This is a genomic window from Paenibacillus sp. 1_12 (genome assembly GCF_900114475.1).
In the GTDB taxonomy this organism is placed as follows: domain Bacteria; phylum Bacillota; class Bacilli; order Paenibacillales; family NBRC-103111; genus Paenibacillus_S.
In genome coordinates, this window is sequence record NZ_FOTE01000004.1 from 113,170 (window position 1) to 137,821 (window position 24,652).

The following is a 24,652-nucleotide window of genomic DNA, read 5'->3' on the forward strand; positions in this document are numbered from 1 at the left end:
CGATGTTCACAAAGCAGCAGAGCGTTGGCGGGAAGCTGGCATACCTGGGATTGCTACTTGTATTAATACTCATCACGGTCATATGCTTGGCACCGATTTGGCATATGGTTGTACTGTCCTTCAGCGATAAATCTGCGGCTGCGGGCGGGCTAGTTACCTTTTATCCTATAGGCTTTACGCTCACCCCCTACGAGTATATTTTACAGGATCAACGGTTTTTCAATTCTTTTCTGATTTCGATTCAACGTGTGCTGCTGGGAGGTGCTCTCAATTTTATACTGACGGTATTGGCGGCATACCCCTTATCCAAGGAACGGTCAGAATTTCCAGCGAGAAATAAGCTAATGTGGATATTTGTATTTACCATGATGTTTAACGGAGGCTTGATTCCGTGGTACATGACCGTAAAAATGACTGGGATTATGGACACGGTTTGGGCGCTAGTACTGCCTACAGCTGTGCCGGTGTTCAATGTTATTCTGCTGATGAATTTTTTTCGCGGCATTGGTAAAGAAGTGGGGGAAGCTGCCACGATGGATGGTGCGGGTCCCTTTGCTACACTTTTCCGAATTTATATTCCGATGTCGACTGCAGCTATCGCTACGGTTACGTTATTCAGTATTGTGCATCATTGGAATTCATTTTTTGATGGCATGGTGCTTATCAATGATCAGAACCGGCAACCGCTTCAGACGTATATCCGTTCACTAGTAATATCACCCTTGCTAAGCAACATGAGCAGCATTGACATGGAAGAGTTGATGAAGCTGTCAGAGAAGACGTTCAGTGCGGCCAAAATAGTAGTTACGATGGTACCCGTGCTGATGGTGTATCCGTTTCTTCAGAAATATTTTGTAACTGGCATTTCACTTGGCTCCGTCAAGGAGTAAACCATAGAACCAATAATAAGGAGTGTAGAGCATATGGGAAAAGTGGCTTTTGTAACAGGTGCGGATAGAGGTTTGGGGTTTCACATTACTCAATGGCTGCTGGAGAACAAATACAAGGTGTTTGCCGGGCAATACTTGGAGGAATGGAACTTTCTTGCGGAGTTGAAACTCAGCTATCCAGATCAATTGGAGCTGGTGCCACTGGATATCGGTAGCAGCGATAGTGTGAAACGGGCAGCACGTATGGTATCAGCCAAGACCGGGCATGTAGACCTAATAGTGAACAACGCGGGAATAGGCAATCGTGCCGATCATGCTCATGTTCTGGTTGAGCTCGATTTTGATGTCATGATGCAAATCTATAACGTAAATACACTGGGAGCTTTAAGAGTCAATAACGCCCTTATGGGATTGCTGCTCCAAAGTGAAGACAAACTCATTGTGAATATTTCCTCTGAAGCCGGAAGTATCAGTGAGAACAAAAGAAAAGCATCGTACGGCTACTGCATGTCAAAAGCAGCAATGAATATGCACACTTCCATCCTGCATAATCATCTACGGGATATGGGAGGACAGGTTATGGTGTTTCATCCTGGGTGGATGCAAACCTATATGAGCGGTAAGCTGAATCCGGACGCTCCCATTTCTCCAGAAGATTCTGCAGGAAAAATTATGTCTCTAGTTCAGGATCATAAAATGTATTTGGCTGACGAACCGGCCTATCTGGATCTAAATGGAAAAAAATGGACATGGTAATTCAAAAACGAGAGGAAGTTGACCTTATGCAAACCAATCAAGCTTTGGCTTTAGGTGATTATAAAAATGCTAAATATCATCCGTTTACAGACGTAGATCGGGAGATCGAAAAGATTTTTGAAGGCGAATTTGCGGTTACAAGTACAGAGGACTACGAGCAGTTGGACCCCACTATCCTGGAATCCTATTCATTAGTGATCTCCTACACGGAATTTGCCAAGGAGCCGCTGCCATCCGCTCAAACCGCAGCATTGCTGTCTTATGTGGCTAACGGTGGTGGACTGTTGGCGATTCATAACGGGATTTCGCTTCAAAGAAGTCAGGAATTAGGGACGATGCTGGGTGCTAAATTCACAGGCCACCCGCCCTTCACAGCCTTGCCGATCAAGACTTCTGGGCACAAGCATCCGATCACTGAAGGCATTGACGATTTTGTTATGGATGAGGAACCGTACCGTTTTGAGATGTACCCACATTATCAGACTACAATTCTCGCCGAGTATGAGCATGACGGACAGATGTGGCCAGCCGCATGGACGCATGAATACGGATTAGGCAGAGTCGTCTATCTCATGCCTGGACACCAGCTGGCTTCCTTTAGTGTAGAGCCTTTTCGGGAGCTTATTCGCAGAGGCGGGTTATGGGCAGCTGAATTATTGTAATGGAGTCCGTGTATACAAAGGAGATCATGGAGAGAAATGCTTGAGGCTACAAATAAAAAAGCAAATTATACCGTGCTGCTTGCCATTAGCTTGGCTCATTTCATTAACGATGCACTTCAAGCTGTCATTCCAGCTTCCTATCCGATCCTGCGTGATTCCTTACACTTATCGTATACTCAAATCGGTATCATCACCTTTATTTTGTATTTTTCTTCCTCGGTCATGCAGCCTTTTGTGGGGATGTTCGCGGATAAACGGCCAACGCCTTATTTATTGCCAATCGGAATGATCATTGCTCTAATCGGAATGCTGGGTTTAGCCTTTGCACCTGCCTATGCGGTCCTGCTTGCTGCCGTTGGATTAGTTGGTGTGGCATCTGCCGTGTTCCATCCTGAGGGTGCACGTATCGCCTATTTAGCCGGTGGGGAGAGTAGAGGCTTGGCTCAGTCCATATTTCAGGTCGGAGGAAACTCCGGCGGAGCGATGGCACCCTTAATGACGGCGCTCATCTTCTTCCCATTCGGCCAGTTCGGAGCTGTATGGTTTACCATGATCGCAGCCATAGGCATGATGATTCAGCTATGGGTTGCCCAGTGGTATCGGCAGCACCTGCTGGTAGGTCAACGTAAAGGCCAGTCCAAAGCTCCGGCATCACGATTTGGCCAACATGAAAAGAAGATCAAATATGCGATTATCATTATTTTGCTGATTGCTTTTGCACGTTCATGGTTCGGAGCCAGTATTTCAACTTATTTTTCGTTTTATTTACTTGAGCGATTTCAGATGACGGTTCCCGAAGCTCAAATATTTCTGTTCATTTATATGGGGGCGGGAATTATTGGGACATTTTTTGGGGGGCCATTATCTGATCGGATCGGGAGGAAAAATGTCATCCTGCTATCCGTGTTAGGCTCAGCACCATTCGCGATGCTTCTTCCCCACGTGGGTGAAATCTGGGTATATCCCTTGTTATTTTTACTTGGTATCATTAATCACAGCAGTTTTTCTGTAACCGTTGTGTATGTACAAGAATTAGTGCCCGGTAAAGTAGGCACGGTCTCAGGTCTCATAACAGGTCTCTCATTCGGCTTAGGTGCAGTGGGCGCAGTGGCATTAGGTGGTCTGATTGATTTGACAAGTCTTACCATCGTGATTACGGCTTGCTCATTCATGCCTTTAATCGGTGCTCTCGGTCTACTGCTTCCTTCCGACAAAGCAATTCGTGAATGGTCCAAATCGGGTACGTAAGCACACTATCAGCTTCATGATTCGAAGAGAAACTGAGCACCTGCTAGCAGGAGAGCCAGTTTCTCTTTTTTCATTATAACAGTCCATGATCGCTACATTGGCATTCGGCAGATTGAAACGGGAGAACAGGTTCTAACAAGTTCCCTTCGTGAAGGAAACAGAAAGAACGATCGAACCGATGGGACTATTTCTTAAAGGATTTGTTGTTATTTGTATGGCTACTGTCTCATTCGAGCTGCCATACGTGTATTCAGGCTTTCCCGTATGGTTCGGCTGCGGAGTTTGCACGTACGATGTCTGTAACCACTCATTATTCCTCCACGGAAAAAGCAATTCAGAACATTCTTAGCAACAGCAGCCATGTAAAAATTATAGAACCTCCCGATTTAATTGCTGAGCTGCAAGGACACATTATGAATATGGCCCAAATCTACAAGATCGATTGATTGTAAAGATGTCATTTTGAGATAGCTAATATATGTAAGAAATACCGCCGCGAGGCGGCATTTTGCTATTTTAACGACAGTTCAGCTTCATCCACACGAATCCACTCGGTCACATTTTTTTTTCCACTTACAAAAATGTAACGAAACAAATGAATTGGATAATCGTCTAATATTTGTAATTAAACGAGAGAGGTGATTTCTGTGAAAAAGCTGATAGGGATAACGGTCGTTTTGTCTGCGTTGTGTTTGAGTTTGATGCTGCCTTCTGTGGACAGCTTTGCTGCGGAGCAAAGTGCAGCAGTGACGATACCCAAATTTGTGGTGAAGCTAAATGGAAATAAGGTTGACAATGCATACCGGGAATATCCGCTATTCGTTTATAAGGATATTACCTATTTTCCAATGACTTGGTACGATTCCAGACTGTTGGGATTAGAAGCTGAATGGACCCCCAAAGGCGGACTAAACATTGTTAAAGGGAAAGTTACCTCATCCTACGCACCTTACATAACCAATCATAAAAATTCAACCAGCTACAAGGCAACAATACCTTCCTTTGAGATAACCGTAAATGGCGCGAAAGTAGATAATTCTAAACAAGAATATCCGTTGTTAAGCTTGAATGAGATTATTTATTTCCCTCTGACATGGAAATTTGCACATGATGCTTTTGGATGGGAATATGTGTGGGATGATGCGGAGGGGTTTGCTATAAATTCAAATAACCCACATATGCAAACCGTGAACCTTCCAGCAGCAGCAGGTGACAATGGTGTCGCTTTGTTTAATGGGTATTATTACTTTACAGAACCCGATGGGGGCATGAACCAAATTTACAGAGTACCTGAAAATAACACATCAAGCAAAGAGCAAGTATTTGCTTATGTAATGGATTCCTCACGTGGCTACCATACAAATTTGAAATTTTCTATCAGAGATCACGAGCTTTGGTTTTCATATCATGAGGGTGGAGGAATAATGGGCTCTGACAAGTATGGCAAAGTTAACGACAAAGGAAAAGCTGAATTAGAGCATCAGGGTTATCTCGATTTCAAAAATACGCCTAATGGAGCCTTGCTTATTAATCAATCTGTACCTCCGAGAGGGAACAACCTGAAATCCGTGCCAACGGGACAAGAGGTTCAAAATGGGAAAAACGTCGGAAATCCGGATCTCATATATGGATGGCATATAACAAATAATGGAAGCAGTACTGGTTATGGAACGGATCGTTCGACTACAATAGTTGGAGACGATATATATGTGCTGGCATCCTCTTTCCCTGATACGACTGGAGATATAAACAAGATTTACAAAATAAATCTAAAAACAAATAAAACTGAAAAAATATTAAATGCTGAAGTTAGCCATTTTAAAATGGTTAATAACAAGCTGTATTATGTAAAAGATGAAGATCATTTACTATACTCATCCAACATGGACGGTACGAATGAGCAGCAACGTTCGGTTAACCCAGCTGCAAATTGGTATGACGAAGTAGCAGGTAATGTATATTACACCGTTGCAAATACAAATGGACAATTCAATCTTTACAAGGCAGAATCATCTACAGAAGATAAGCTTGTATTGCAAGAGCCTGTAGAAAGCGTCCAATTGATGAATGACCAAATCATTTGCAAGCTCGCTGCGGGTGAAGATTATGGCATTAAAATATTCGATAAATCAGGGAATATTCAACTATCTATTACAGACCAGGCAGCAGACATTTTTGTTAATGATGATGTACTTCTAATCGTATCAAAAGAAGATAAATCGATAAAATTAATTAAGTAGAAACTGAGCATATACAATAAACGGGTGAAGACAAGCAAGTAGCAGTGATTACGTACTTGTGGGGGAGATTCCTTGAGAAGCTCCTCTTTTTGATTACTCTATAAAACCCATAATATGGTATAATCTAAAAGCGAAAGGAGCTGAAGCAGTGAAATTATATCATTTCAGTGAAGAAGCTAATATTGAAGTTTTTGTACCAAGAAAGCTAGAATACCGTGTTGATGAGCCAGCTCAAGTATGGACAATAGATGAGTTTCATGCACCACATTACCTTTTCCCACGTGATTGTCCAAGGGTATGTATATGGCCTAAAGAAGATACGACTGAACAGGATTATAATCTTTTTTTTGGTCATTCCAGAACGAATCGAATGGTAGCGGTCGAAACGGGTTGGATCGATAGAATTAGAAAAGGATGTATTTATCGATATGTTTTTAAGGCGGATGAATTCAAATTGTATGAGCCCAATGCAGGGTACTATACAACAACACATACAGTTAAACCAGTAGTAGTTGAAAGGGTAGATGATCTTTTGGGAGGTTTAACTGCTCTTGGGATTGAAGTTCGAATTACACCCTCATTAATCCCCCTGAAACAATCGATTGCGACTTCAACAATAAACTTCTCAATGATTAGAATGAAAAATGCAATACAAGAATAAACAATATTTTAGATTATTGAGGAATGCAGACAATCACCTAATATCATTTTCACACTGCCGACTTAACTATGATAACAAAATGAGTGCAACTCCTATATTGAAGGTGGATCAACGATGGATACATATACAAAACCTAATTTTAATAAGTGTGCTGTCATTACAATTGATACCCAAAATGACTTTAGCCTGCCCGGAGCAGTTGCAGAAATTAAGGGAACAAGCGAGGTCATTCCTCAGATGGTGAATATTCTGGCGACTTGTAGACAGCAACAAATCCCCATTATACATATGATTCGTCTATACAAAGAAGGCGGATCGAATGTTGATATTTGTCGTAGAGAATTAATTGAATCTGGAGTAGCAATAGTAAGACCGGGATCCAAAGGGGCAGATCTTGTAAGTTTAATAAAGCCAATGGATGCGCACGAATTGAATGACCAGGCTCTTTTGAATGGCGAGATTCAATTTATTGGCAGCTCAGAATGGGTTATCTATAAGCCAAGGTGGGGAGCATTTTATCAGACAAAACTGGAACAATTATTGATGGAGAATGACATTGATACCTTGATTTTCATCGGATGCAACTTTCCCAATTGCCCAAGAACGAGTATGTATGAAGCGAGCGAACGTGATTTTAAAGTGGTCATGGTAGAGGACGCCATATCTGGTACCTATGATAAAGGCGCTGAGGAAATGAGAAATATTGGAATTAAGGTTTATACGACCGAATCATTAATACAAGAGTTAGAACACAGAAACGATAAAGGTCTAAACTCCGTTTAATTTTGATCGAGGTCCAGCGGACTTTGAGATAGAGAAAAAGCTTCAAAAGCTTCTCGAATTATGAATGGCTTTTCGATTCAAATGTTCATGCATCTTGATTATGATTATACACGATTAAATGACAAGAGCCGCTGAAAGCGATCGCTTTCAGCGGCTCTTGTCTGAGAAGTTCCTCAGCGTAGGAATGCTTACGCTTACGGAACAGGAGGGAGTTTCGTTTTATTTTTTCAGGAACTTGTAGAACAGCTCCGCCATGTCGCTGCGGCTGAGGAGCGCATTCGGTGTGATCTTATTCTCATACAACGCGGCGCCCGCGCTTACAAAGACTTTGGTGGCTTCCATCGCCCAGGTGGGGATGTTGGCGTAGTCCGTATAGCTGTTCAGTGCGGGTGCGTTCGGAGCACTGGCGGGCAGATCATTGTGCAGAGCATTGTAAAGGAATTGATAGAATTCTGAAACATTCACGTTCAAGTTGCCACCGAAGGTCGTACCGTCGGCATTATTGCCTGTGGATATGCCAAGACGTTTGGCTGCCGCAAGGTATCCAGTAGCGTAGTCATTACCCGCATCTGCGAAATTGACTGTCCATGTCGTGTCTGGGGCTATGTCCATGATACGCATCAAGGATACCAGCATTTCCTTGCGGGTCAGAGTAGATTTAAGATCAAACCTATCGTTGCCCACACCTTGCGTGATACCGCGTGCGGCCAAGAATACGACCGGATCATACAACTTGCTTGTCTTCGGAACATCGCTGAACTCCACGAGGTTGTAGGTGACAAGGAAATCGGAGAAATGCCTTGTTGTAAAGATCATTCTCTTCGCGTCTGGGTCATAGTGACCGCGTAAGACAGCATTATCGCTTTTACTCTTGGCAATCACCGCGTTGGGATTGCGGCCTTCAACCAGCATATACGGAACACTTATAGTGACGAGCTTGTCATTGAACTGAGTAATCTGCTTACCGTCTGTGGTACTCATGGTCAGCGTGTAGGTCACATCGCCATTCTCATCCGGCTTCGTCACTTCCATGTTCAGCTTGATGTCGTTTCCGCCCGCTTGCTGGGCTATTTCAACGATTGCCTCTTTCGAGAACGTAACTGTACCGGCGGCCAAATCGGATGTGATGGTCTTTGGAGCTATGCCATCGGCGGCAGCCTCAAAGTAAAGCTTGGGAATGGTAAGTTCCGCCCCATTGCCCTTGATTATGATATCCCCATCGGTTTCGTTAATTGGTGATGGTGATGCTGTCGATGCTCCTGATGTTCCTGTACTGCTTCCTGTACTGCCTGATGATGGCGAGTAATTTGACGGCGATGACTCTGACAAAGCGATTACGATGCTCAGCGGCTTTATCGCACTGCCGCCGATGTTTTGCGCCTTGACGTTAAAGCTGAACGTTCCGGGCGTTATTGGTATGCCAGAGATGATTCCGGTGGCGCCATCAATAGAAAGCCCGTATGGCATGGTGCCACTGTCCAGCGACCAAGTGATGGGTGTGTCGCCAGTTGCCACCAGGGTTTGGCTGTATGGGGCACCTGTTCTTCCAAACGATAGCTCGCTTGTCGTGACAGACGGCACTATTGGAAGCGTATAATCCTTCCAAGGCGCGAGAGTTTTATAACCCCCGAAATAACGGTTGTATGCGTTCTCCGCTCTCGTTCCTTCATTATCAAACGGATCATCATTCAAGTATTCAGCGGTTGCCTCTGACATCTCCGTATGATAGAAATAGTGATTAAGATACTCGGCAGTTCTCTTTCTTTGCGGTTCGTCTTCAGCATGTCCATCACCGGGAGCGAGAGGACGGATGTTGAACTTCACCAGATCGTCGGCGTTAAAGCCCAATGTGTTATATACAAACTTTGCGGCTTGCAGACCCAAGGGGTCACTCTCCGCGCCGTCGCCGTAGTCGTTCACGGTGTTATGCAGCACAATAGCTCTTGGCGCCAAAGTGGCTACCAGCTCATGCTGGTCGAAGGGCAGACGGTCACCGTAACCCCACGCGCCATCGAGGCGCTCATAGAAGCGGCCTGGCGTTAGAAAGCGGCGGAAAAGCTCTGTAGTACGGCCCGGGTTGTGGCGGATGGTATCACCCATCATCTCGGTGCCGGCCGCTTTACCCCAGCTATACTCGTGCCCAATGTAGACATAGCGGTAAGGGGAAGGTCCGGTGGCACCGGCCGCGCTAGGTATGCACACGTCAATACGCTTATCAAACAAAGCGGAAACAAAAGCATACTTGCCATTAATGGAGTGGCCAGTCACCGCCAGCTTATTGGGGGCTACCAGCGAGCCGAAGCCTTCGCCGTATATGTTTCCGGACGCGGCCAGAAGCTCCAGCGCGTCGATAGCGCGGGATGCGCCCCAAGCGCCGCCCATCTCATTGCTGATCTCATGCGTGTCGCCGTTGCGTGTGTACGGGAAGAACGTGCGGAACGTGCCGCTGCGGGTTCCCCAAGGGTTATTGCGGTCATCCGTCGTGACGTTGGTCGGCACAGCTAGAACCGCGAAACCGGCGTCACCATACTGGGCGATATAACCGCCAAAGCTCAGGACCACCGGCACCGGGCCCATATGGCCGGAAGCTTGCCGCGCTTGCTCTGTGGGAGGATACAGCGTAAAAGTCATTGGAGCGGTGATAGATCCATACGTGATGGAAACATTAAGATTGAGACCCTGCGGACGGCCTTGACTGGCTGGAACCGCCGTAACATTGGTAATAGAAATATGATCCGGCGGAGCGGGCATATAGCCGTACTCATAGAACTGAGCCATATCCAGAATCTCCTGGCGGCGACCGCCATTGCCGAACCAGTCATTGGCACTCGTGACCTTGTGTCCGTCAAAGTACGTCCAAGGGTCTGGCAGTGTGAACTGACTCGGGAGATCCATCGGGTCCGGATATTTTTTGTCGGCCCAACGCAGCGCGGTTATAGCGTTCTGCAACCGCGTGGTCGCGGAATTGACTATCGATTGATCGGTTGAACCGACAATCCCTTTTGCAGCCGCAAGCGCTGCGTTTAATTCCGTTTCCGTCTTCGTGGTCCACACACCCTTGACAAGAGAATTGGAATCCACCCAGCGGATGGTGTCCCTCAGCTGCCAGTCGCTGAACTTGAAGGGCGCCGTGCCGTTCCAGCCGGCAAGCGTGACAGTACCCCAGTCAACTGAATGGTCTTGACTGAGAGCCGCGTAAGCATTGTTGTTATGGCTCCAAAAAACGTAGCCTGTTCGGGATGCCCCCTCGGAGGGCGAATCGCTGATAGCCACTTCAACGCCGAATGACGTTCCGTTTTTAAGCTTCGCGCCTTCAATCTGTAACGCCAGCTCGACAGTATAGCCGTCCGCTGTTTCGGAGGCGGCATAACTCTTAATCCTGTTTGTATACTCGCGGTTTTGCGGATACGCATGGACGGAAGAGTGATTGTTGACGCCTGCGTTGAGTTGGTATGTCAGATTGCCGTTAGAGCTGATGGTGAATAAACCGTCGTCGTCTTGGAATTTGTCAACCTTGTCATTCCAGAAGTCCAGACCAAATACCACGCTGTCGCGAAGCGCGGGGTTGTTGGCTGTATTTTGCTGAAGCCCTATATCCGCTAAGGTACCGCGCGACTTCGTTTTGTCGTGCACCTCGACGAGCAGGTATAGCACCGGGCCATCCCAAACGGCGCGAAGTTCGCCGTATGTGGCGGATACTACGTCCCCGTTAGCCGCCGCATTTTTCGTGTGCCCGATCTTTGATGGTACAGCCGTGTTATATGCTTCATCCCGTACACCATCCACGGTTATATTCGCAGTGGTAAATTGCGCGTTCAGCTGCTCTGATGGCATCGAACCGGCTGGATCTGGAGCAAAGTTTGACGCCGCCGCTGTCTCGATCATCCCGAAGATCATCAAAAAGACAACAAGGAGGGCGATTATTCGTTTTTGCATAGCACAACCTCCTAGTATGCTAAGAGCAGCTCCTGAATTAGGGGTCTCTCTTATAATTTTTATACCTTGGAAACTGAATGATAGGGTCTTGGTGGAGGACGCAGCCTAAGCAAAGGACGAGAGCGGCCTGTATGACGAAGATAGGGGTGTACAGTTTTGTTATTGACCAACTAGTTCCTGATGTTTAGCAGTATTCGAGCAGGTCATTTGAGAAGAAAACGTTTGCAAATGGTCTCGCTGTAATGGAGCATTTCCCTAGTGTTAAGAGCATCATCGACTTGTCAGTGGATGACCTGATGGCTTTTCATTGCCTAAAACTTGATCGGTAAAACCGCGTTGTAAATCCACTGGAAGTCGCGCAAGCTTGGACGACAATCCGGCGATTTTATAGGCGTAAAACAACACGTTGGACGTAGGCTCCGACATAGTTAGAACTGGTTTAGCTTGAGTTTATCTTTTTCTGAGCCACCACCTGACTTGAGTGAAGTTCATTACTTTTCGTGGAAATTAACTTCTTGACCGTGGCGTTAGTTTCTGATGATGTTAAATAAATTATAAGCAGGCGGAGGGACGGGCAGAAGTCAGATTTTTCGGCACTTGGCTATCAATTTTTACAGATATTACCACGGAAGAACACAGAATCATATAGATTAGTAGCTTTGGAACCAGCATTAATTATCCGATGTTGATACCGATCATATCGCTATAACTGCTAAAGGTAGAATTTCAACTTATCCATTTAGCCGAATCAAAGGAAGGGGTAGGGTGTGGGATTGCACCTGTTATGAAATGATTAATCAGGGCATTAAAGTCGGTCTGGGGACGGATGGGTAGGAATGTTTGAGGAAATAACCATAATGTCGGGACTATCATATGACGCTAGAACGTTATACAACTGAGTCTACAAATTGAAGGGTGCCTTAACATCCAATATTGAAGAGGTGTCGCAAACTAATATGACTAAATGGTCACTCATAATGAAATATTGACCTGTAACTATGCTGATTCATAGTACTTCAACAGGCTACAGGCCAATGTTTTTATAGAAATAAACATAAATATCTGTAACAGACCAGCTACACCTACGCGAGCGTGAACAATTAACTTCGATTCGGGTCGACGTATAAAACTTTGTTCGTGTCTACATTTCGCTACGCTTGCTTTACCAGATTGTCTGCCATGCGGAAAGCCAAGGCAAGAATCGTCAACACCGGATTAACCCCGCCATTGGTAACGTGAAGGGAGCCGTCGCTTACCCAGAGATTATCGTATCCGTGTACGCGACCATGGGGGTCGGTGACTGATGTCAAAGGATCATTACCCATACGCAGTGTTCCTGCCTGATGCTGCCCAGCACTGAGCCCGCCACCTGGTCGGGTTCGCCAAACCTGACGTACTCCGGCAGCCCAAAGCCAAGTCTCAGCTTGCTCTGCTAGCATGGCTGCAGCTCGAAGAGACTCGGGATGGACACTTCCCGAGAGTTGAGCTACGGGGATTCCGAAGCGGTCTTTGACCGTTGGCGAGAGCCGCACTCTTGACTCGGGAGTAGGGATATCCTGGATCGGTCCCTGAACATGGCTAGTGCGCAAGTAACTCTCGCGCATCATTGCCTTGCCTGAGCTTCCCCATCGGGCGGCATCCGGCGCAAGCGCCCGATTCCAATGAATAAGCGGCAGCCGTGTAAACTCGTTGGCAAGCATGCCGCCCCCGATGATACCGCCCCCGTTACCATGAGCAAAGCGACAGGTGGCAATACTCACTCCAGGACCAAGACCGTCTTGAACCGGATCATCAAAGAGCCCATAAGCACCCGTATAGACATGGCCCTGAAGGTTTCTTCCTACTTGTCCGTTCTGATTACCTATCCCGTTCGGTTCTGCATCGCTTGCCGAATTGAGGAGCAGGCGTGCACTTTCAATGGCTCCGGCTGCAATCACCACGTGCCCTGCTCGCACTTGCCGACGTTGGATTGAGCCCGCCACCTCCTGCACAAGGCGAACCCCGGTGGCATGCTTTCCTGCCACGGTGTCAATGCGCTCCACTATGGTATCGCAAATCAGGTCGCAGTTACCGGTATTGATAGCCCTCAATAACATCGTATTGTGGCCGCCATTCTTGCTATTGGTCGGACATGCAAATCCGACACACTGGCCGCATCGCCCACAGGCCGGCCGACCGTCACGTTCGACCGAGTTGATGAGAAGAGGAACCGGCCCCGCATCCCATCCCAATTTCGCTGCCCCCTGAGCCAAGCGTTCTGCTTCCAGTGTCCTCGACAGCGCTGGCATTGGATAAGGGAGTCGTCGATTCCCTCGTCCAGGGTGGGCATCACAGTCACCAGAAACGCCGACTTCCCATTCCGCCCGCTCATAATAAGATTCGAGTTCATCGTAGTTAATCGGCCAATCGCTGAGCGAACTCCCGTCTGGAATCCCATAGCGAGTAGCCATGCGAAAATCATCTGAATGAAATCGCCATGCTTGTGCTCCGTAAATGCGTGTGCCGCCGCCCACCGTCATCGCATTATTATGGTAGTCACCGTCAAAGGGTGCTGTAATCCGCTCGTCTCCGTTGGCCAAAAGAATCGTTCGAGGATTGCCTTCCAACCCTGGTCCCGTGTTATGACCGTATTTGCTAAAACGATGATTGCGAACATGATCGCTGCCTATTTCACTGTATCGAAGCCAGCTTCCGCGCTCGACAACGAGCACGCGAAGTCCCGATTCGGCCAACAATGCCGCCGCAACCGAGCCCCCTGCCCCTGCCCCTACGACGATTGCATCATACTGGTCTCTGAGTTGATCGAAGGTCCGTTGCGGTAGATCGGTTTCTAAGATCGGTTCATGGAGTTCGGAGACGGTCCCCGGACGAAAACCTATCATGTCCCAGGACTTACCCTCGCGATTCCCACCAGCATCTGGACTTCCATAATAACCTTCGATAACCAGACTCAATAAGGTGGTAAAGAAAAGTTTCTGTGAAACGGGAAAGTCCTGAAGACGATTATGCTCCAGGTCTTGTATCAGCCCATCTTGTTCATTTGCCAACAGTTCCGAAAATGGCCGAAGATAGAAAGCATTTGCTTTTTCATCCAATGCGCGAAGTCCGGGAACAATCAAATCCATACAGGTAGCGACATCCTCGCCTGCGCGCCGGTTCAGGTATACCAAGACTCCCCCATCGGTTGCCGATGGCCATGCATCTTCCGGAATCATCCGATCGACGATTGCCTCCAAGATAGGGCGCAACTCGCTTGACAAATACTCCTGATCGCTGGGTTTCATCAACGATCACCTACCAATGATATTCGGCGTACGTCATAATTACTCATCCTCATGAACGTTCTCTCCTTTACCTGTCGCGATCGTCCTACTCAATCCAATGAACCGTATAAAACGCTTACATTCCAGTGCCTATTCCTCCGCAATTGGCGTCAGTGGGAAGAAGGATGTACACCTTACTAACAACTTACTTACTTCTAGTCTATCACGTGCCATGGGCTTCCCGCTAGACATTTGGGCTGCGCTTGTAAAGATAAAATCAGCGTGAGACATAGTGACTTTTTAGAATGTACTTATAAATAATTATAGTTTAATTATATAATGTCAGTATAATAACCCTATAAACCTATTAGCTCTGATCATACAGAAGGGTTTCTTTTCCAATGGTTGCTGTACATACTTGTTCATGGACGATTACGGGAAAGTTGGTTCACATTTCGACGGGGAGAGATGAAATATGGCTACGAATACAACTAATGAAGAAATGAAGGTAATACTTGGTGAGCTCGATACGCTGTTCGAATCCTTTTACGAATGGCTGGCAGGTCAATATGATTGTGCATCGGGTGGATTCTATTATGCGCGAAGCTCTTACCATATGGACAACTTCATTCCTGATATCGAATCGAGCGCACAGGCACTGAATATTATCGAGAGATCGGGACTTCTGCCTGAGCTTCCCGAGCGTGTACGACAAGGTTTGATCGCTTTTTTTCAAAATAAGCAGGATCCGGCTTCAGGTTACTTTTACGACGCGGATGACAACATGCGCAAAGATGAAGTGATGGTGGGGCGGGCGCTCGGTTACAGCACGAATTCACTGCGGAAGCTCGGCGGCCAGCCGCTGTATACATTGCCACATCAACAGCAGGAGCCACCTGAATTTATGCAATCACCTGAAACCTACGTGGAATGGCTGAAAAGCGTCGACCTGCGTAACAGTTGGAGAGGATGTGACCTCATGTGCGCCCCAAATCACCATGTGGCAGCGTTGAATGTGCAAGATCAACGTAGTTATGTGGATGCGGCGGCCGCTTATTTTGCATCCATCCAAGACCCGGAAACAGGACTGTGGGGTGAGGGGAACTTATATATTCGTATTTCAGGAACATTTAAACTCAACATGTTTTACAAGCGTTTTGGGTTATCGGTGCCCCATCTTGACCGCATCTTACGTACGATACAGCTGTGCCTGAGGACTGAGGAAGCTATCGATATGTGTTGGATTCGCAATCCGCTCGATTTGCTGGAGGCGTTCCGCGAAGAACTGAAGGTGCCAGCGGAAGATTTTGCGGAAATTATGCATATCTCCATTGCCAACATGCGAAAGCTGCTTCGATCCGATGGAGGTTTCTCCCGTGAGCTAAAGCATTCGCCGACTGCTCCGAATGTGGCACAGGTGAAAGAGGGCGAATTTTATCCTTATATGCCAGCAGCGGTACCTATCGGTCTTGGCCTTGTTGAGGGCGATATGAACGCAGGTACGCAGGCGATCTGGATTCGTCAAATCGGTTATGAGCTGGGCGGAATTGATCATCTGCCTTTGGATTATGCACGTACATTTCGTAATGCCATAGAGGCTCGTCTGGCATAAATGCTGGGTGTGGTGTCAGTTGATGATAATACGAGTGAAGGAGCTTGCTGCGAGGCAAGCTTTTTTGTTTCCAAATACCAGTCTGCTTAACGCAGTACTGGATTTCTCATAAACTTTTATGATCGTGGATAGTCTTTGATAACAAAATCATAGACAAGCCAAGTGCGTCATAGTTATAAGAGAAAAACCTCTGAAAGGATGTGTCTTTCTCCATATGCAACAGACGCAGCACTTATTTTCTTTGCGTGTAGAACTTTTACTACTGCTTGGGATGGCTTTTTTTTGGACAATTACTTATTTGCTTGTGATTTATAAAGGGTTTCGCGATCGCACTTGTGGAATGCCTATGGCGGCGATTTGTGCAAACATCACCTGGGAATTTCTATTTTCTTTTATCCTCCCTTTCAATCCGCTTCAACAAATCATAACCGTAATATGGTTCTTCTTGGATTGTATCATTCTGCTGCAATTTTTCTATTATTCCAAAAGACAAAATCCAACATGGCCAGCCAAAACGGTTGTTATTTCGTTAATTGTCATAGCACTTTTGCTGCACTATGGAGTCGCGATGGAATTTCATGATCTTGAGGGCAAATATTCCGCATTTGGCATCAATCTCATGATGTCCATCCTTTTTATAAGAATGCTGATGACTCAAGATTTAAGAGGCCAGTCCAAATACATAGCTTATTTTAAAATGATAGGTACCCTCTGCATCTCTGTTTTGAGTTATTCCCAGTATCCACATTCTATTTTATTAACGATGATGTATATCTTTATTTTTATTATTGACGTCGTTTACATCCTATTGATCACCAACCAGTCGATAAAGATCATAAATCGAATCAATAAACCAATCGAAAAGCACCTCTTTACAGCTATATGAAAGGTGACCCTGTTTATGGATAATTCATCTTTTGCGTTACCGTATTGTATCATTCCTTGTTTTGGTTGAATGATCCTAACTTGTATATATCTTGCCAAATTTGGGATATTAAAAGAACAGGGGTTTTTTAGCTGAATGGTGGAATGAGGTGGTAACGAATGGATAATAATATGAATCTAGAGATCCTGAAGATCTTAAGATCATCTAATCACGCCAGTCTTCTTTCTATGCTTCAAGAAGCCTTTCAACATGCAGCCGATTTTGAAGTAACCTATATCGGCGAAGTCGACTCCCAAAAGGTCTATCTGTGTTATTTATCGACACTTGTGGGTTCCAATCATTTCGGATTCCAAATGGCTTCTATGGAAGAACGCCAGCTACATACGGTATTGGAAAGATACTATGGAACGCCATATTCAGAAGGCAATTTCCAAACATGCGAGAGTTCCATATGCAGCGGAAAGACAGTCTTATGTATGGCAAACTCATCCAATGGAATCATTCTGGAGACGTTCAATCCGCAGCAAAGCAGTGTGCAGCCGCCTCAAACCGAAAATGTTATACAAGGACCGATGTATGCTTTTAATGAAAATTATCAAACGAATATAGCATTACTGCGCCAAAGAATGAAAACATCGCGATTAAAAATATGGGAATCTACTGTGGGCAATATTATGCATACCAAAGTAGGCGTTGTTTACCTGCAGGATGTAACGGAACCCAGTCTGGTTCACACTATATGTGACCAATTAAAGAAAGTGGATGTCGATGGCATTCAGGACACGGGAGAGCTTCTGCGATTGCTGAATAATCAATCTACTTTTAATTTGTATCCCATCGCCCTCACCTCAGAACGTCCGGATCGAGCGGCAGCCTCCTTGTTAGATGGAAAAGTGATTATTATTCTTGACGGAACTCCTTTCTCCATCATTGCTCCGACCGCTTTTGTAGACTTTTGGCATTCCGCCGAGGATCAATATTTATCTCCTTTTATTGCTGTTTTTCTAAGGGTGCTGCGGTTTGCAGCATTAATGATTAATTTGTTCTTGCCTGGCTTTTATGTGGCGATAACCTCGGTTAACATTGATGTCAATCGGTTGGAGATTAGTCTCGCGGCTGCAGCTAGCAGGGAAGGCGTGCCTTATCCTGTCTTAATTGAAGCTATGCTCATGCTGTTGATATTAGATTTTATTGTAGAAGCCGGAGTTCGTCTTCCCAAGTCGATTAGCTCTACAGTAACCATGGTAGGTGGCGTCGTTCTGGGCCAAGCTATCATCCAAGCTAACATTGTAAGCAATCTGTTAGTGATCGTTGCTGCGACCACTGCTATTACGAATTTTATCGTTATCGATTATCAGATGGGGCTTGTGCAACGATTATTAAAGTATTTTGTTCTGATAGGAGCCAGTTTAATTGGAGTTTTGGGTATCGTCGTCTGTTTCGTGATTATGGTTATCTTTCTTTCACGTATTGAATCCTTTGGTGTTTCTTATCTGACTCCTATTGGCCCAATGGCTCGGGTTCGCTCTCGGGGTATTGGACTGCATACCAATAAGCATCCTTTTTCAATTAGGTTTCTCATGAATTCTTGGAAAGAGAAGAGGCAGAGGACTTGACACCATCCAAGCTGCAAATTTCCTTTAATCAATATGTTGTATTGCAGATGATGATATTCGGAGGTACATCGTTTTTCCTGTATCCGTATTTTATCGTCCAGGCAACGAACGAAAGTTATTGGATGATTATCGTAATCTGGATGCTGATGGGGATTCTAGGTGCATGGCTTTATAGCTGTATGTTGGCCTCACATCCTGGAACAGATGCTTTTGACATTAGTAAGCAACTATTTGGAACAGTCGGGAGTTTATTATTCAATATACCTATGCTCTGGTTTATCGGGAGCTCCATTGTATTAATGATTCGTGCGCATGGGGAAATGATCTCGATGACCATGCTGCATACAACCCCACAATGGTTTTTAAGCGGGGTTGTTTTTATCTCCGTGTTTCTGGCGTCTGGTGGTCTCATTTCAATTGTGCGGACAGCAGGCGTGTTAGTTATTGTAAGTGTACCGATATCCATTGCTTTAACGCTGTTAGGCTTGAGCGACATTCAAATTCAATTGGGAAAACCGTGGCTGCATATTAACGGAGATTTTTTTCAGCAAACCTCATTTTATGCATCATCGTATATTTGGGCTGGATTTATTTATTTTGCAGCTGCCGGTAAATATGCCAACAAACCAAAACAGCTCTGGAAATCGTATGGGTTAGCCGCAATCTGTTTCTTTCCAATCATAATTGGAGCGGTGTATTTCCCCATTCTAACGTTTGGTCCGGAATTAACCAAAAGCCTTACATTTCCTTATATCACCAAAATGGATTCGATCAGCCATTATTGGCTTGTGATTGAGAATCTAACTGCTGTGTTTGTTTCGGTATCTATGATCTATGTCATTCTGACTATAGCTCTAATGATCCATTGCTTCGTCGTTGGAGTTCGCACCTTTTTTCCAAAGTGGAATGAAAATTTGTTGTATATGATTACGGGAGTGCTGACTTATAGTTCGGCCTTAATTATTCCCTCATGGAACTGGATAGAGAAAGCGGTTATAGTGGCTACCCCGATACGTTTATATGTCATATTTGTCATTCCGTTAGCTGTACTTATCAAATACCGACTTCAGGAAGGGAAGAAACGGCATCCATGAAACCAACACAGCTTCTCCGCCTGTTCGGTATTATTTTCGTATGCTTAATTTTACAAGGATGCTGGGACGTTAAAGATATAGACAATCGAATGCTAGTTGCTGTCTTAGGTATTGAACAAGCCGAAGATGATAAAATTTCTCTGTGGTTGAGGTTTCCAATAACCAAAACGACGCAGACCGGCGGAGGCGGACTTGATAAAAATTTTTTTATGACCCGGCAAAAGGCTGATACGGTGGTAGATGCTTTGGATGAGCTGCGATCGAGATTGCCCAAATCGCTTGATTTGTCTGAGACGAGAGCTATATTTTTGGATCAAAAATTAGCCGAAAGAGGCGTAAAGCCTTATTTGGAATTCGCAGTGAGAGATCGAACCCTTCCGTTAAGCACGGTGGTCTCCTTGGTTTCGGGCAGTATGGAGACAATTTTTACAAAGCCTAATCCAACAGGAGAATTATCAGGAATATATACCAAGCTTTATTTTGAATCTTATGCAGGCGGAACTCCTCAAAAAAACAAGGTCCCGATGTGGAGCTTGTTCAGTCGTATATATAACCCTTTGGAAGAAAATATAATGCCTTTATTGAGCAGAGGTAGTGAGAATATGTTTGAATTAAAAGGGAATGCGTTTTTTGTAGGGGACAAGATGGTAGGTATGATCACACCTGAAGAAACACTTATTTACGAAATTGTTTCCAAAAAGATGAGTGATTTTGAAATTGAAACAACAGAAGGAGCAAATGTGAAAATCCTTAAAAATAATACCATGATCACCTCGAAAATGAGTGCGGGTAAACCGGTTATTCACATCCATACCTTATTAACGATGACCTTAATGGATTCTTCACAGGCTACTCAGAGCAATACAACAGAAATTGAGGAGTCAGTAAACAAGCTGCTCGAACAGAGAGCTGAGAAAGTATTTAAACAAACGAAACAAAAAAAGTCGGATATTTTTGGTTTCGGGAATCGCTTTCGAAGTACATTAACATCGGCCCAATATAAAAATTGGCCAGACATGTATGAGCATGCAACCATTGAAATAGAGATTATTTCCAAGCTGAGAAATACGGGACTTCAGATGATGAAATAACTTCACTTGAAATGTTTTAAAATGAATGTCGATACGGATTTTGCCGGATCATCTGGATAAGGTTCATGGTGGAAGCAGATAAGGATTCATTTTTGCGAGTACAAATCGCAATTGTATTTGTAAGATGAATTCCTTCCACATACACTCGGCATAGCTCTCCACGTTTTACATATTCGCGTACAACCAACGAAGAGACGAAATTCGCGCCATATCCAGCGATAACAGCAGTGATTGCTTCATGCAGTCCATTAAATTGCAGTGATATGGTAGGTGCCGATGAATTGTAGGTTCGACATAACGAAAATAATCGCTCACGCGTTGAACTACCCTCCTCGCGCATGACAAAAGGTTCCTTCATCATATCAGGCAGTGAAACCTGCTGATTGGCATAACGGTGAGTCGGCGCAACGACAAACCATAACTCGTCTTGAAACAATTCTTCAGTCTGAATCGTCTCCTGGTATTCCTCTGGTAATCCCCCATAAATAGCTATATCCACATCGACATTTAAAAGCAGCTTCAAGGCATCACTTGAATTGGTCGTGGTAATCATCATTTCTACTTGCTCGTATTGTTGTTTAAACTTGGCTATCCATGTGGGTATAAGAAAATAAGCGGGTAAATACGTCGCGGCTAGTCGAATACACCCATTCGTACCGTGTCGGTAATCCTGAACGAATTGTTCGATTTGCTGTTCTACTGCGAAAAGTCGCTTTGCGAGTATAGCAAGCTCTTCACCTGCATCTGTTAAAGCGATCCCTCTTCCTTGAGGCTTAAGCAAAGTAAGAAGCAATTCTTTTTCAAATTTTTTAATTTGAGCGGTAATGGCAGGTTGACTTATATTTAGCAACTCTGAAGCACGCGTCACACTTCCGGTAGAGGCAATGACATGAAATAAACGCAAAGCATGTAGATTCATGATGAAACCTCCTTTTGTTTATATTATATATTAAAAATATGAGTTTGATGTAAAGATATATTATATTTATGATTATAACTCATTTACAATATAACTATCTAAAATGAACAAGAAACACACAGTTCAGAGCGGAGAAAGTGGACCTTTCTGGAGAAACGAAGTGTTCGCCTTTGCAGTCGGATTCTTACCCTTGTAGGGTTAAGAATTGAATGAATCAGACTGCAACAGCGATTGGAAGAAGGGTCTGCTTTCGAAGCACCTCCCTGCTGTCCAGATTCTTGGTTCATCTTATGATAGAAGTTAATATTCACAGAGGAGATGTGATAAGTATGAATCAAACGAATACGTGGAATAAGGTCGATCAGTATGTAACCGAGCGTCTGCTCCCACATGATGCTGTGCTGGAAAAAGTGCTGTCAGCAAATCAACAAGCAGGATTACCGGCATATGATGTTACGCCGAATCAAGGAAAGTTATTAAACCTGTTTGCTCAAATGCAAGGCGCACAACGAATTCTGGAGATTGGTACACTGGGTGGATACAGTACCATTTGGTTGGCGAGAGCACTACCGGCGGACGGCCAATTAGTCACATTGGAGCTTGACCCCCTTCATGCAAAGGTAGCGCAGGCTAATATTTCACTCGCACAGTTGGATAGTATTGTAGAAATTCGAGTAGGCGATGCTTTGTATCAATTGGCTCAGATGGAAGAAGAGGGCGTACAACCCTTTGATTTTATATTTATCGATGCGGATAAGCCTAATAATCCAAACTATTTAAAATGGGCCCTTCATTTTTCCCGCCCTGGGACCGTAATCATTGGAGATAATGTGATTCGTGATGGCGAGGTCATTAATGAAAATAGTCAAGATCCCCGTGTAATAGGAGTTAGACAGTTCTATGACTTGTTGGCTGAAGAATCGAGAATAACGGCGACGGCCATTCAGACAGTGGGCAGCAAAGGTTACGATGGTTTTGTATTGGGTATTGTAAACAGCTGATGCGTTTCTTCGACTTCCAAAATCATATTTTTATCCATGCGTCCAATCCAATATCCGCTGATGCTCATAGTCTATATTAGAGAAGGCGAAAGGAGGGGGATATATGGGTGCATTAGGAGTTGGCGGAAGTTGTGCAAGTTGTGCAGGATATGGTTTGGGAACTTCTACAGGTGCGATTCTTGTACTATTTATTTTGTTGGTTATCATCAGCTGCGCTTTTATCTAAATAACACCTCCACATAAGTGGAGGATACATACATGAATAAAGAGACATCTCATTTGTAATCAACGTTCCTATCCTTCTTGACTGCAATTAAATCAGTGATTTCTGTTATACTGTAAACAGCAATCATTTAAAAGAGGATGAAGGTGAAGAAGGAATGGTACAACAAGTTCATTGTGATCGAACTTATGAAAGAACTTCTTCTTATAAAGTGGAAATGAAACAGGTGCAACGATATGAAGATTACTAAATATATGTTTCAAGAGGAAGGGTTGCATCGTTTTCTGGGTACATTGGAAGCGCGGATCATGGAAGTGTTTTGGGTATCTAAAGAACTAAGCATTAAACAGATGCATCATCAACTGAATGAAGAGAGTCCCTGTTCGATTAATACCATTATGACGGTCATGAATCGACTATATGATAAGGGACTGCTGCATAAGCATACGGAAGGTAGAGGTCGGACAAAGCTTACTCATTTCAAGGCAGCGTCGACAAAAGAACAATTTCTAGCAGTACAGACGAAAAACGTGACTCGTGGTTTAATTGAAGAGTTTGGTGATCTGATGGTAACACATATGGTTGATGCCATTGATGAGACCGACCCCAATCTTATTCAAACGCTGGAGACAAAACTGCAAGAATTAAAGAGAAGGAATCGATAAATGAGATGTTGGTCAAAGCCTGGCATAGCCATTTACTTTATATATGTTATCGCCGTTTGGATGTTGTTACAGATGTTTATAGCTTTGTCACATCAAATAAGTGATGTTGAATTTAAATCGGGTATTCTATTAAATATAACAAATATGCTGGTAGATGTATGGATAGGACATACGTACTATGAAACACTTTTTGTATTGTTAATAGGTCTTACATGCATACGAATGTTCACCTACATATACAGACAAATCCATGTTTCTCAGCAATGGGGCCAATATGTAAAAGCCCAGATCCACCCCCAACTCACAAAAAAATGGACTGGAAAATATAAAGCCTGGCATACCCCTATTTATGTTATTCGAGAACATCAACCGGTAGCGTTAGCAGCGGGTTTATTGAATCCTAGAATCGTGATCTCCACAGGATTATTGGAAATGCTGTCTTTGCAGGAAATACACGCCGTCCTACTACATGAGTATTATCATTGCTCACAGCGTCATCCCTTGAAGAAATGGTTAGCTGGAATGATTATTAGGAGTATGCCCTATGTGTCTATCTTGAAAGGTTTAGGTCAAAACTACGACATTTGGATTGAGCTGCTGGCTGATCGTTATGTTATCACACAGACCAACTCCACCTATACAATTGGCACAGCACTTTTAAAGCTTGTTCAAGCTAGAAAATTAGCTACCCGCTACCCAGGGGTGAGCTTTTCTGATTCTGCGATCAATTATCGATTGTCACAGCTTATTAATCCAGATCAACCGATTGATATACCCATGGTATCATGGTTATCTGTTTGTTTCTCAAGTATGGTCCTTATCGTTATTTCGATGATCATCATATTTAGATGTGTATAAAGTAAAGAGGGAAAGATCGATGAAGTGGGAGGATACTTGCTCCCGCTTTTTTGTGCACCATAAATATCAATATATGAATAAATGTTGAAATGATCATTTGATTATTGACATTTGAATACAGGTTTAATAAAGTGAGATAAGAAATAAACTACAAACGATAGTTTAAAAGATTATCTGAAATAAATATGTGCTAGAAACCCGCTCCATTATTATAGAATGCATTTTGCTGGTTTTTGCTAAGGAGGTAA

The 24,652-nt window shown here is 44.4% G+C and carries 20 protein-coding genes; 17 read left to right on the top strand and 3 right to left on the bottom strand.

Annotation, left to right across the window (positions count from 1 at the left end; translation table 11 throughout):
* Nucleotides 1-2 precede the first annotated feature (2 nt).
* The 8 genes from BM210_RS10900 (at nucleotide 3) to BM210_RS10930 (ending at nucleotide 7,240) form a co-directional block, all read left to right on the top strand.
* Nucleotides 3-890: a carbohydrate ABC transporter permease gene (locus BM210_RS10900; RefSeq protein ID WP_091167837.1), complete on the top strand. Its 888-nt coding sequence runs from the start codon at nucleotides 3-5 to the stop codon at nucleotides 888-890.
* Nucleotides 891-923: 33 nt separating this feature from the next.
* On the top strand, nucleotides 924-1,646 hold the full coding sequence (locus tag BM210_RS10905) for an SDR family NAD(P)-dependent oxidoreductase (RefSeq protein WP_091167839.1): 723 nt from the start codon (nucleotides 924-926) through the stop codon (nucleotides 1,644-1,646).
* A gap of 26 nt (nucleotides 1,647-1,672) precedes the next feature.
* Nucleotides 1,673-2,308 (top strand): ThuA domain-containing protein, encoded by a 636-nt coding sequence (locus BM210_RS10910; protein ID WP_091168436.1) that lies wholly within the window; start codon nucleotides 1,673-1,675, stop codon nucleotides 2,306-2,308.
* 36 nt (nucleotides 2,309-2,344) lie between these two features.
* On the top strand, nucleotides 2,345-3,556 hold the full coding sequence (locus BM210_RS10915) for an MFS transporter (protein ID WP_091167841.1): 1,212 nt from the start codon (nucleotides 2,345-2,347) through the stop codon (nucleotides 3,554-3,556).
* 293 nt (nucleotides 3,557-3,849) lie between these two features.
* On the top strand, nucleotides 3,850-4,002 hold the full coding sequence (locus BM210_RS34295; protein WP_143101036.1) for a WYL domain-containing protein: 153 nt from the start codon (nucleotides 3,850-3,852) through the stop codon (nucleotides 4,000-4,002).
* 318 nt (nucleotides 4,003-4,320) lie between these two features.
* Nucleotides 4,321-5,796, top strand: coding sequence for a DUF5050 domain-containing protein (locus BM210_RS10920; RefSeq protein WP_256223497.1), 1,476 nt, complete (start codon nucleotides 4,321-4,323; stop codon nucleotides 5,794-5,796).
* Between the two features lie 148 nt (nucleotides 5,797-5,944).
* Nucleotides 5,945-6,457 carry a DUF6886 family protein gene (locus BM210_RS10925; protein WP_091167842.1) on the top strand — a complete coding sequence of 171 codons (513 nt, stop codon included), beginning with the start codon at nucleotides 5,945-5,947 and terminating at the stop codon, nucleotides 6,455-6,457.
* A gap of 114 nt (nucleotides 6,458-6,571) precedes the next feature.
* On the top strand, nucleotides 6,572-7,240 hold the full coding sequence (locus BM210_RS10930) for a cysteine hydrolase family protein (RefSeq protein ID WP_091167844.1): 669 nt from the start codon (nucleotides 6,572-6,574) through the stop codon (nucleotides 7,238-7,240).
* A 219-nt stretch (nucleotides 7,241-7,459) separates the two neighbouring features.
* Here the strand turns inward: BM210_RS10930 and BM210_RS10935 are convergent, their stop codons facing one another.
* The gene (locus BM210_RS10935) at nucleotides 7,460-11,176 is read right to left on the bottom strand and encodes a glucuronyl esterase domain-containing protein (protein WP_091167845.1); all 3,717 of its coding nucleotides are present in this window, start codon (nucleotides 11,174-11,176) and stop codon (nucleotides 7,460-7,462) included.
* Between the two features lie 1,151 nt (nucleotides 11,177-12,327).
* Nucleotides 12,328-14,460 carry a GMC family oxidoreductase gene (locus BM210_RS10940; RefSeq protein WP_091167846.1) on the bottom strand — a complete coding sequence of 711 codons (2,133 nt, stop codon included), beginning with the start codon at nucleotides 14,458-14,460 and terminating at the stop codon, nucleotides 12,328-12,330.
* 454 nt (nucleotides 14,461-14,914) lie between these two features.
* On the opposite strand from BM210_RS10940, the gene BM210_RS10945 reads away from it, so the two are divergent.
* From BM210_RS10945 to BM210_RS10965, 5 genes are all read left to right on the top strand, one after another.
* Nucleotides 14,915-16,051: a hypothetical protein gene (locus BM210_RS10945; protein ID WP_091167848.1), complete on the top strand. Its 1,137-nt coding sequence runs from the start codon at nucleotides 14,915-14,917 to the stop codon at nucleotides 16,049-16,051.
* 214 nt (nucleotides 16,052-16,265) lie between these two features.
* On the top strand, nucleotides 16,266-16,937 hold the full coding sequence (locus BM210_RS10950; RefSeq protein WP_091167850.1) for a transmembrane-type terpene cyclase: 672 nt from the start codon (nucleotides 16,266-16,268) through the stop codon (nucleotides 16,935-16,937).
* 158 nt (nucleotides 16,938-17,095) lie between these two features.
* A complete protein-coding gene (locus BM210_RS10955) occupies nucleotides 17,096-18,553 on the top strand; it encodes a spore germination protein (RefSeq protein WP_091167852.1) in 1,458 nt (485 codons plus the stop codon).
* A complete protein-coding gene (locus tag BM210_RS10960) occupies nucleotides 18,550-19,647 on the top strand; it encodes a GerAB/ArcD/ProY family transporter (protein WP_091167853.1) in 1,098 nt (365 codons plus the stop codon). The genes BM210_RS10955 and BM210_RS10960 overlap by 4 nt, the downstream gene beginning before the upstream one ends.
* A complete protein-coding gene (locus tag BM210_RS10965) occupies nucleotides 19,644-20,738 on the top strand; it encodes a Ger(x)C family spore germination protein (protein WP_177237752.1) in 1,095 nt (364 codons plus the stop codon). The genes BM210_RS10960 and BM210_RS10965 overlap by 4 nt, the downstream gene beginning before the upstream one ends.
* Nucleotides 20,739-20,754: 16 nt before the next feature.
* Here BM210_RS10965 and BM210_RS10970 read toward each other — a convergent pair whose 3' ends face one another.
* Nucleotides 20,755-21,657 (bottom strand): LysR family transcriptional regulator, encoded by a 903-nt coding sequence (locus tag BM210_RS10970; protein ID WP_091167857.1) that lies wholly within the window; start codon nucleotides 21,655-21,657, stop codon nucleotides 20,755-20,757.
* Nucleotides 21,658-21,986: 329 nt separating this feature from the next.
* Here BM210_RS10970 and BM210_RS10975 point away from each other — a divergent pair, with 329 nt between their 5' ends.
* The 4 genes from BM210_RS10975 to BM210_RS10985 all read left to right on the top strand — a co-directional run bounded on the left by BM210_RS10975 (nucleotide 21,987) and on the right by BM210_RS10985 (nucleotide 24,404).
* Nucleotides 21,987-22,658, top strand: a complete 672-nt coding sequence (locus BM210_RS10975; RefSeq protein WP_091167858.1) for an O-methyltransferase — start codon at nucleotides 21,987-21,989, stop codon at nucleotides 22,656-22,658.
* Between the two features lie 103 nt (nucleotides 22,659-22,761).
* On the top strand, nucleotides 22,762-22,884 hold the full coding sequence (locus tag BM210_RS35345; RefSeq protein ID WP_218184917.1) for a YjcZ family sporulation protein: 123 nt from the start codon (nucleotides 22,762-22,764) through the stop codon (nucleotides 22,882-22,884).
* A gap of 233 nt (nucleotides 22,885-23,117) precedes the next feature.
* Nucleotides 23,118-23,546, top strand: coding sequence for a BlaI/MecI/CopY family transcriptional regulator (locus BM210_RS10980; protein WP_091167860.1), 429 nt, complete (start codon nucleotides 23,118-23,120; stop codon nucleotides 23,544-23,546).
* A gap of 72 nt (nucleotides 23,547-23,618) precedes the next feature.
* Nucleotides 23,619-24,404, top strand: coding sequence for a M56 family metallopeptidase (locus BM210_RS10985; protein ID WP_177237753.1), 786 nt, complete (start codon nucleotides 23,619-23,621; stop codon nucleotides 24,402-24,404).
* Nucleotides 24,405-24,652: the final 248 nt, after the last annotated feature.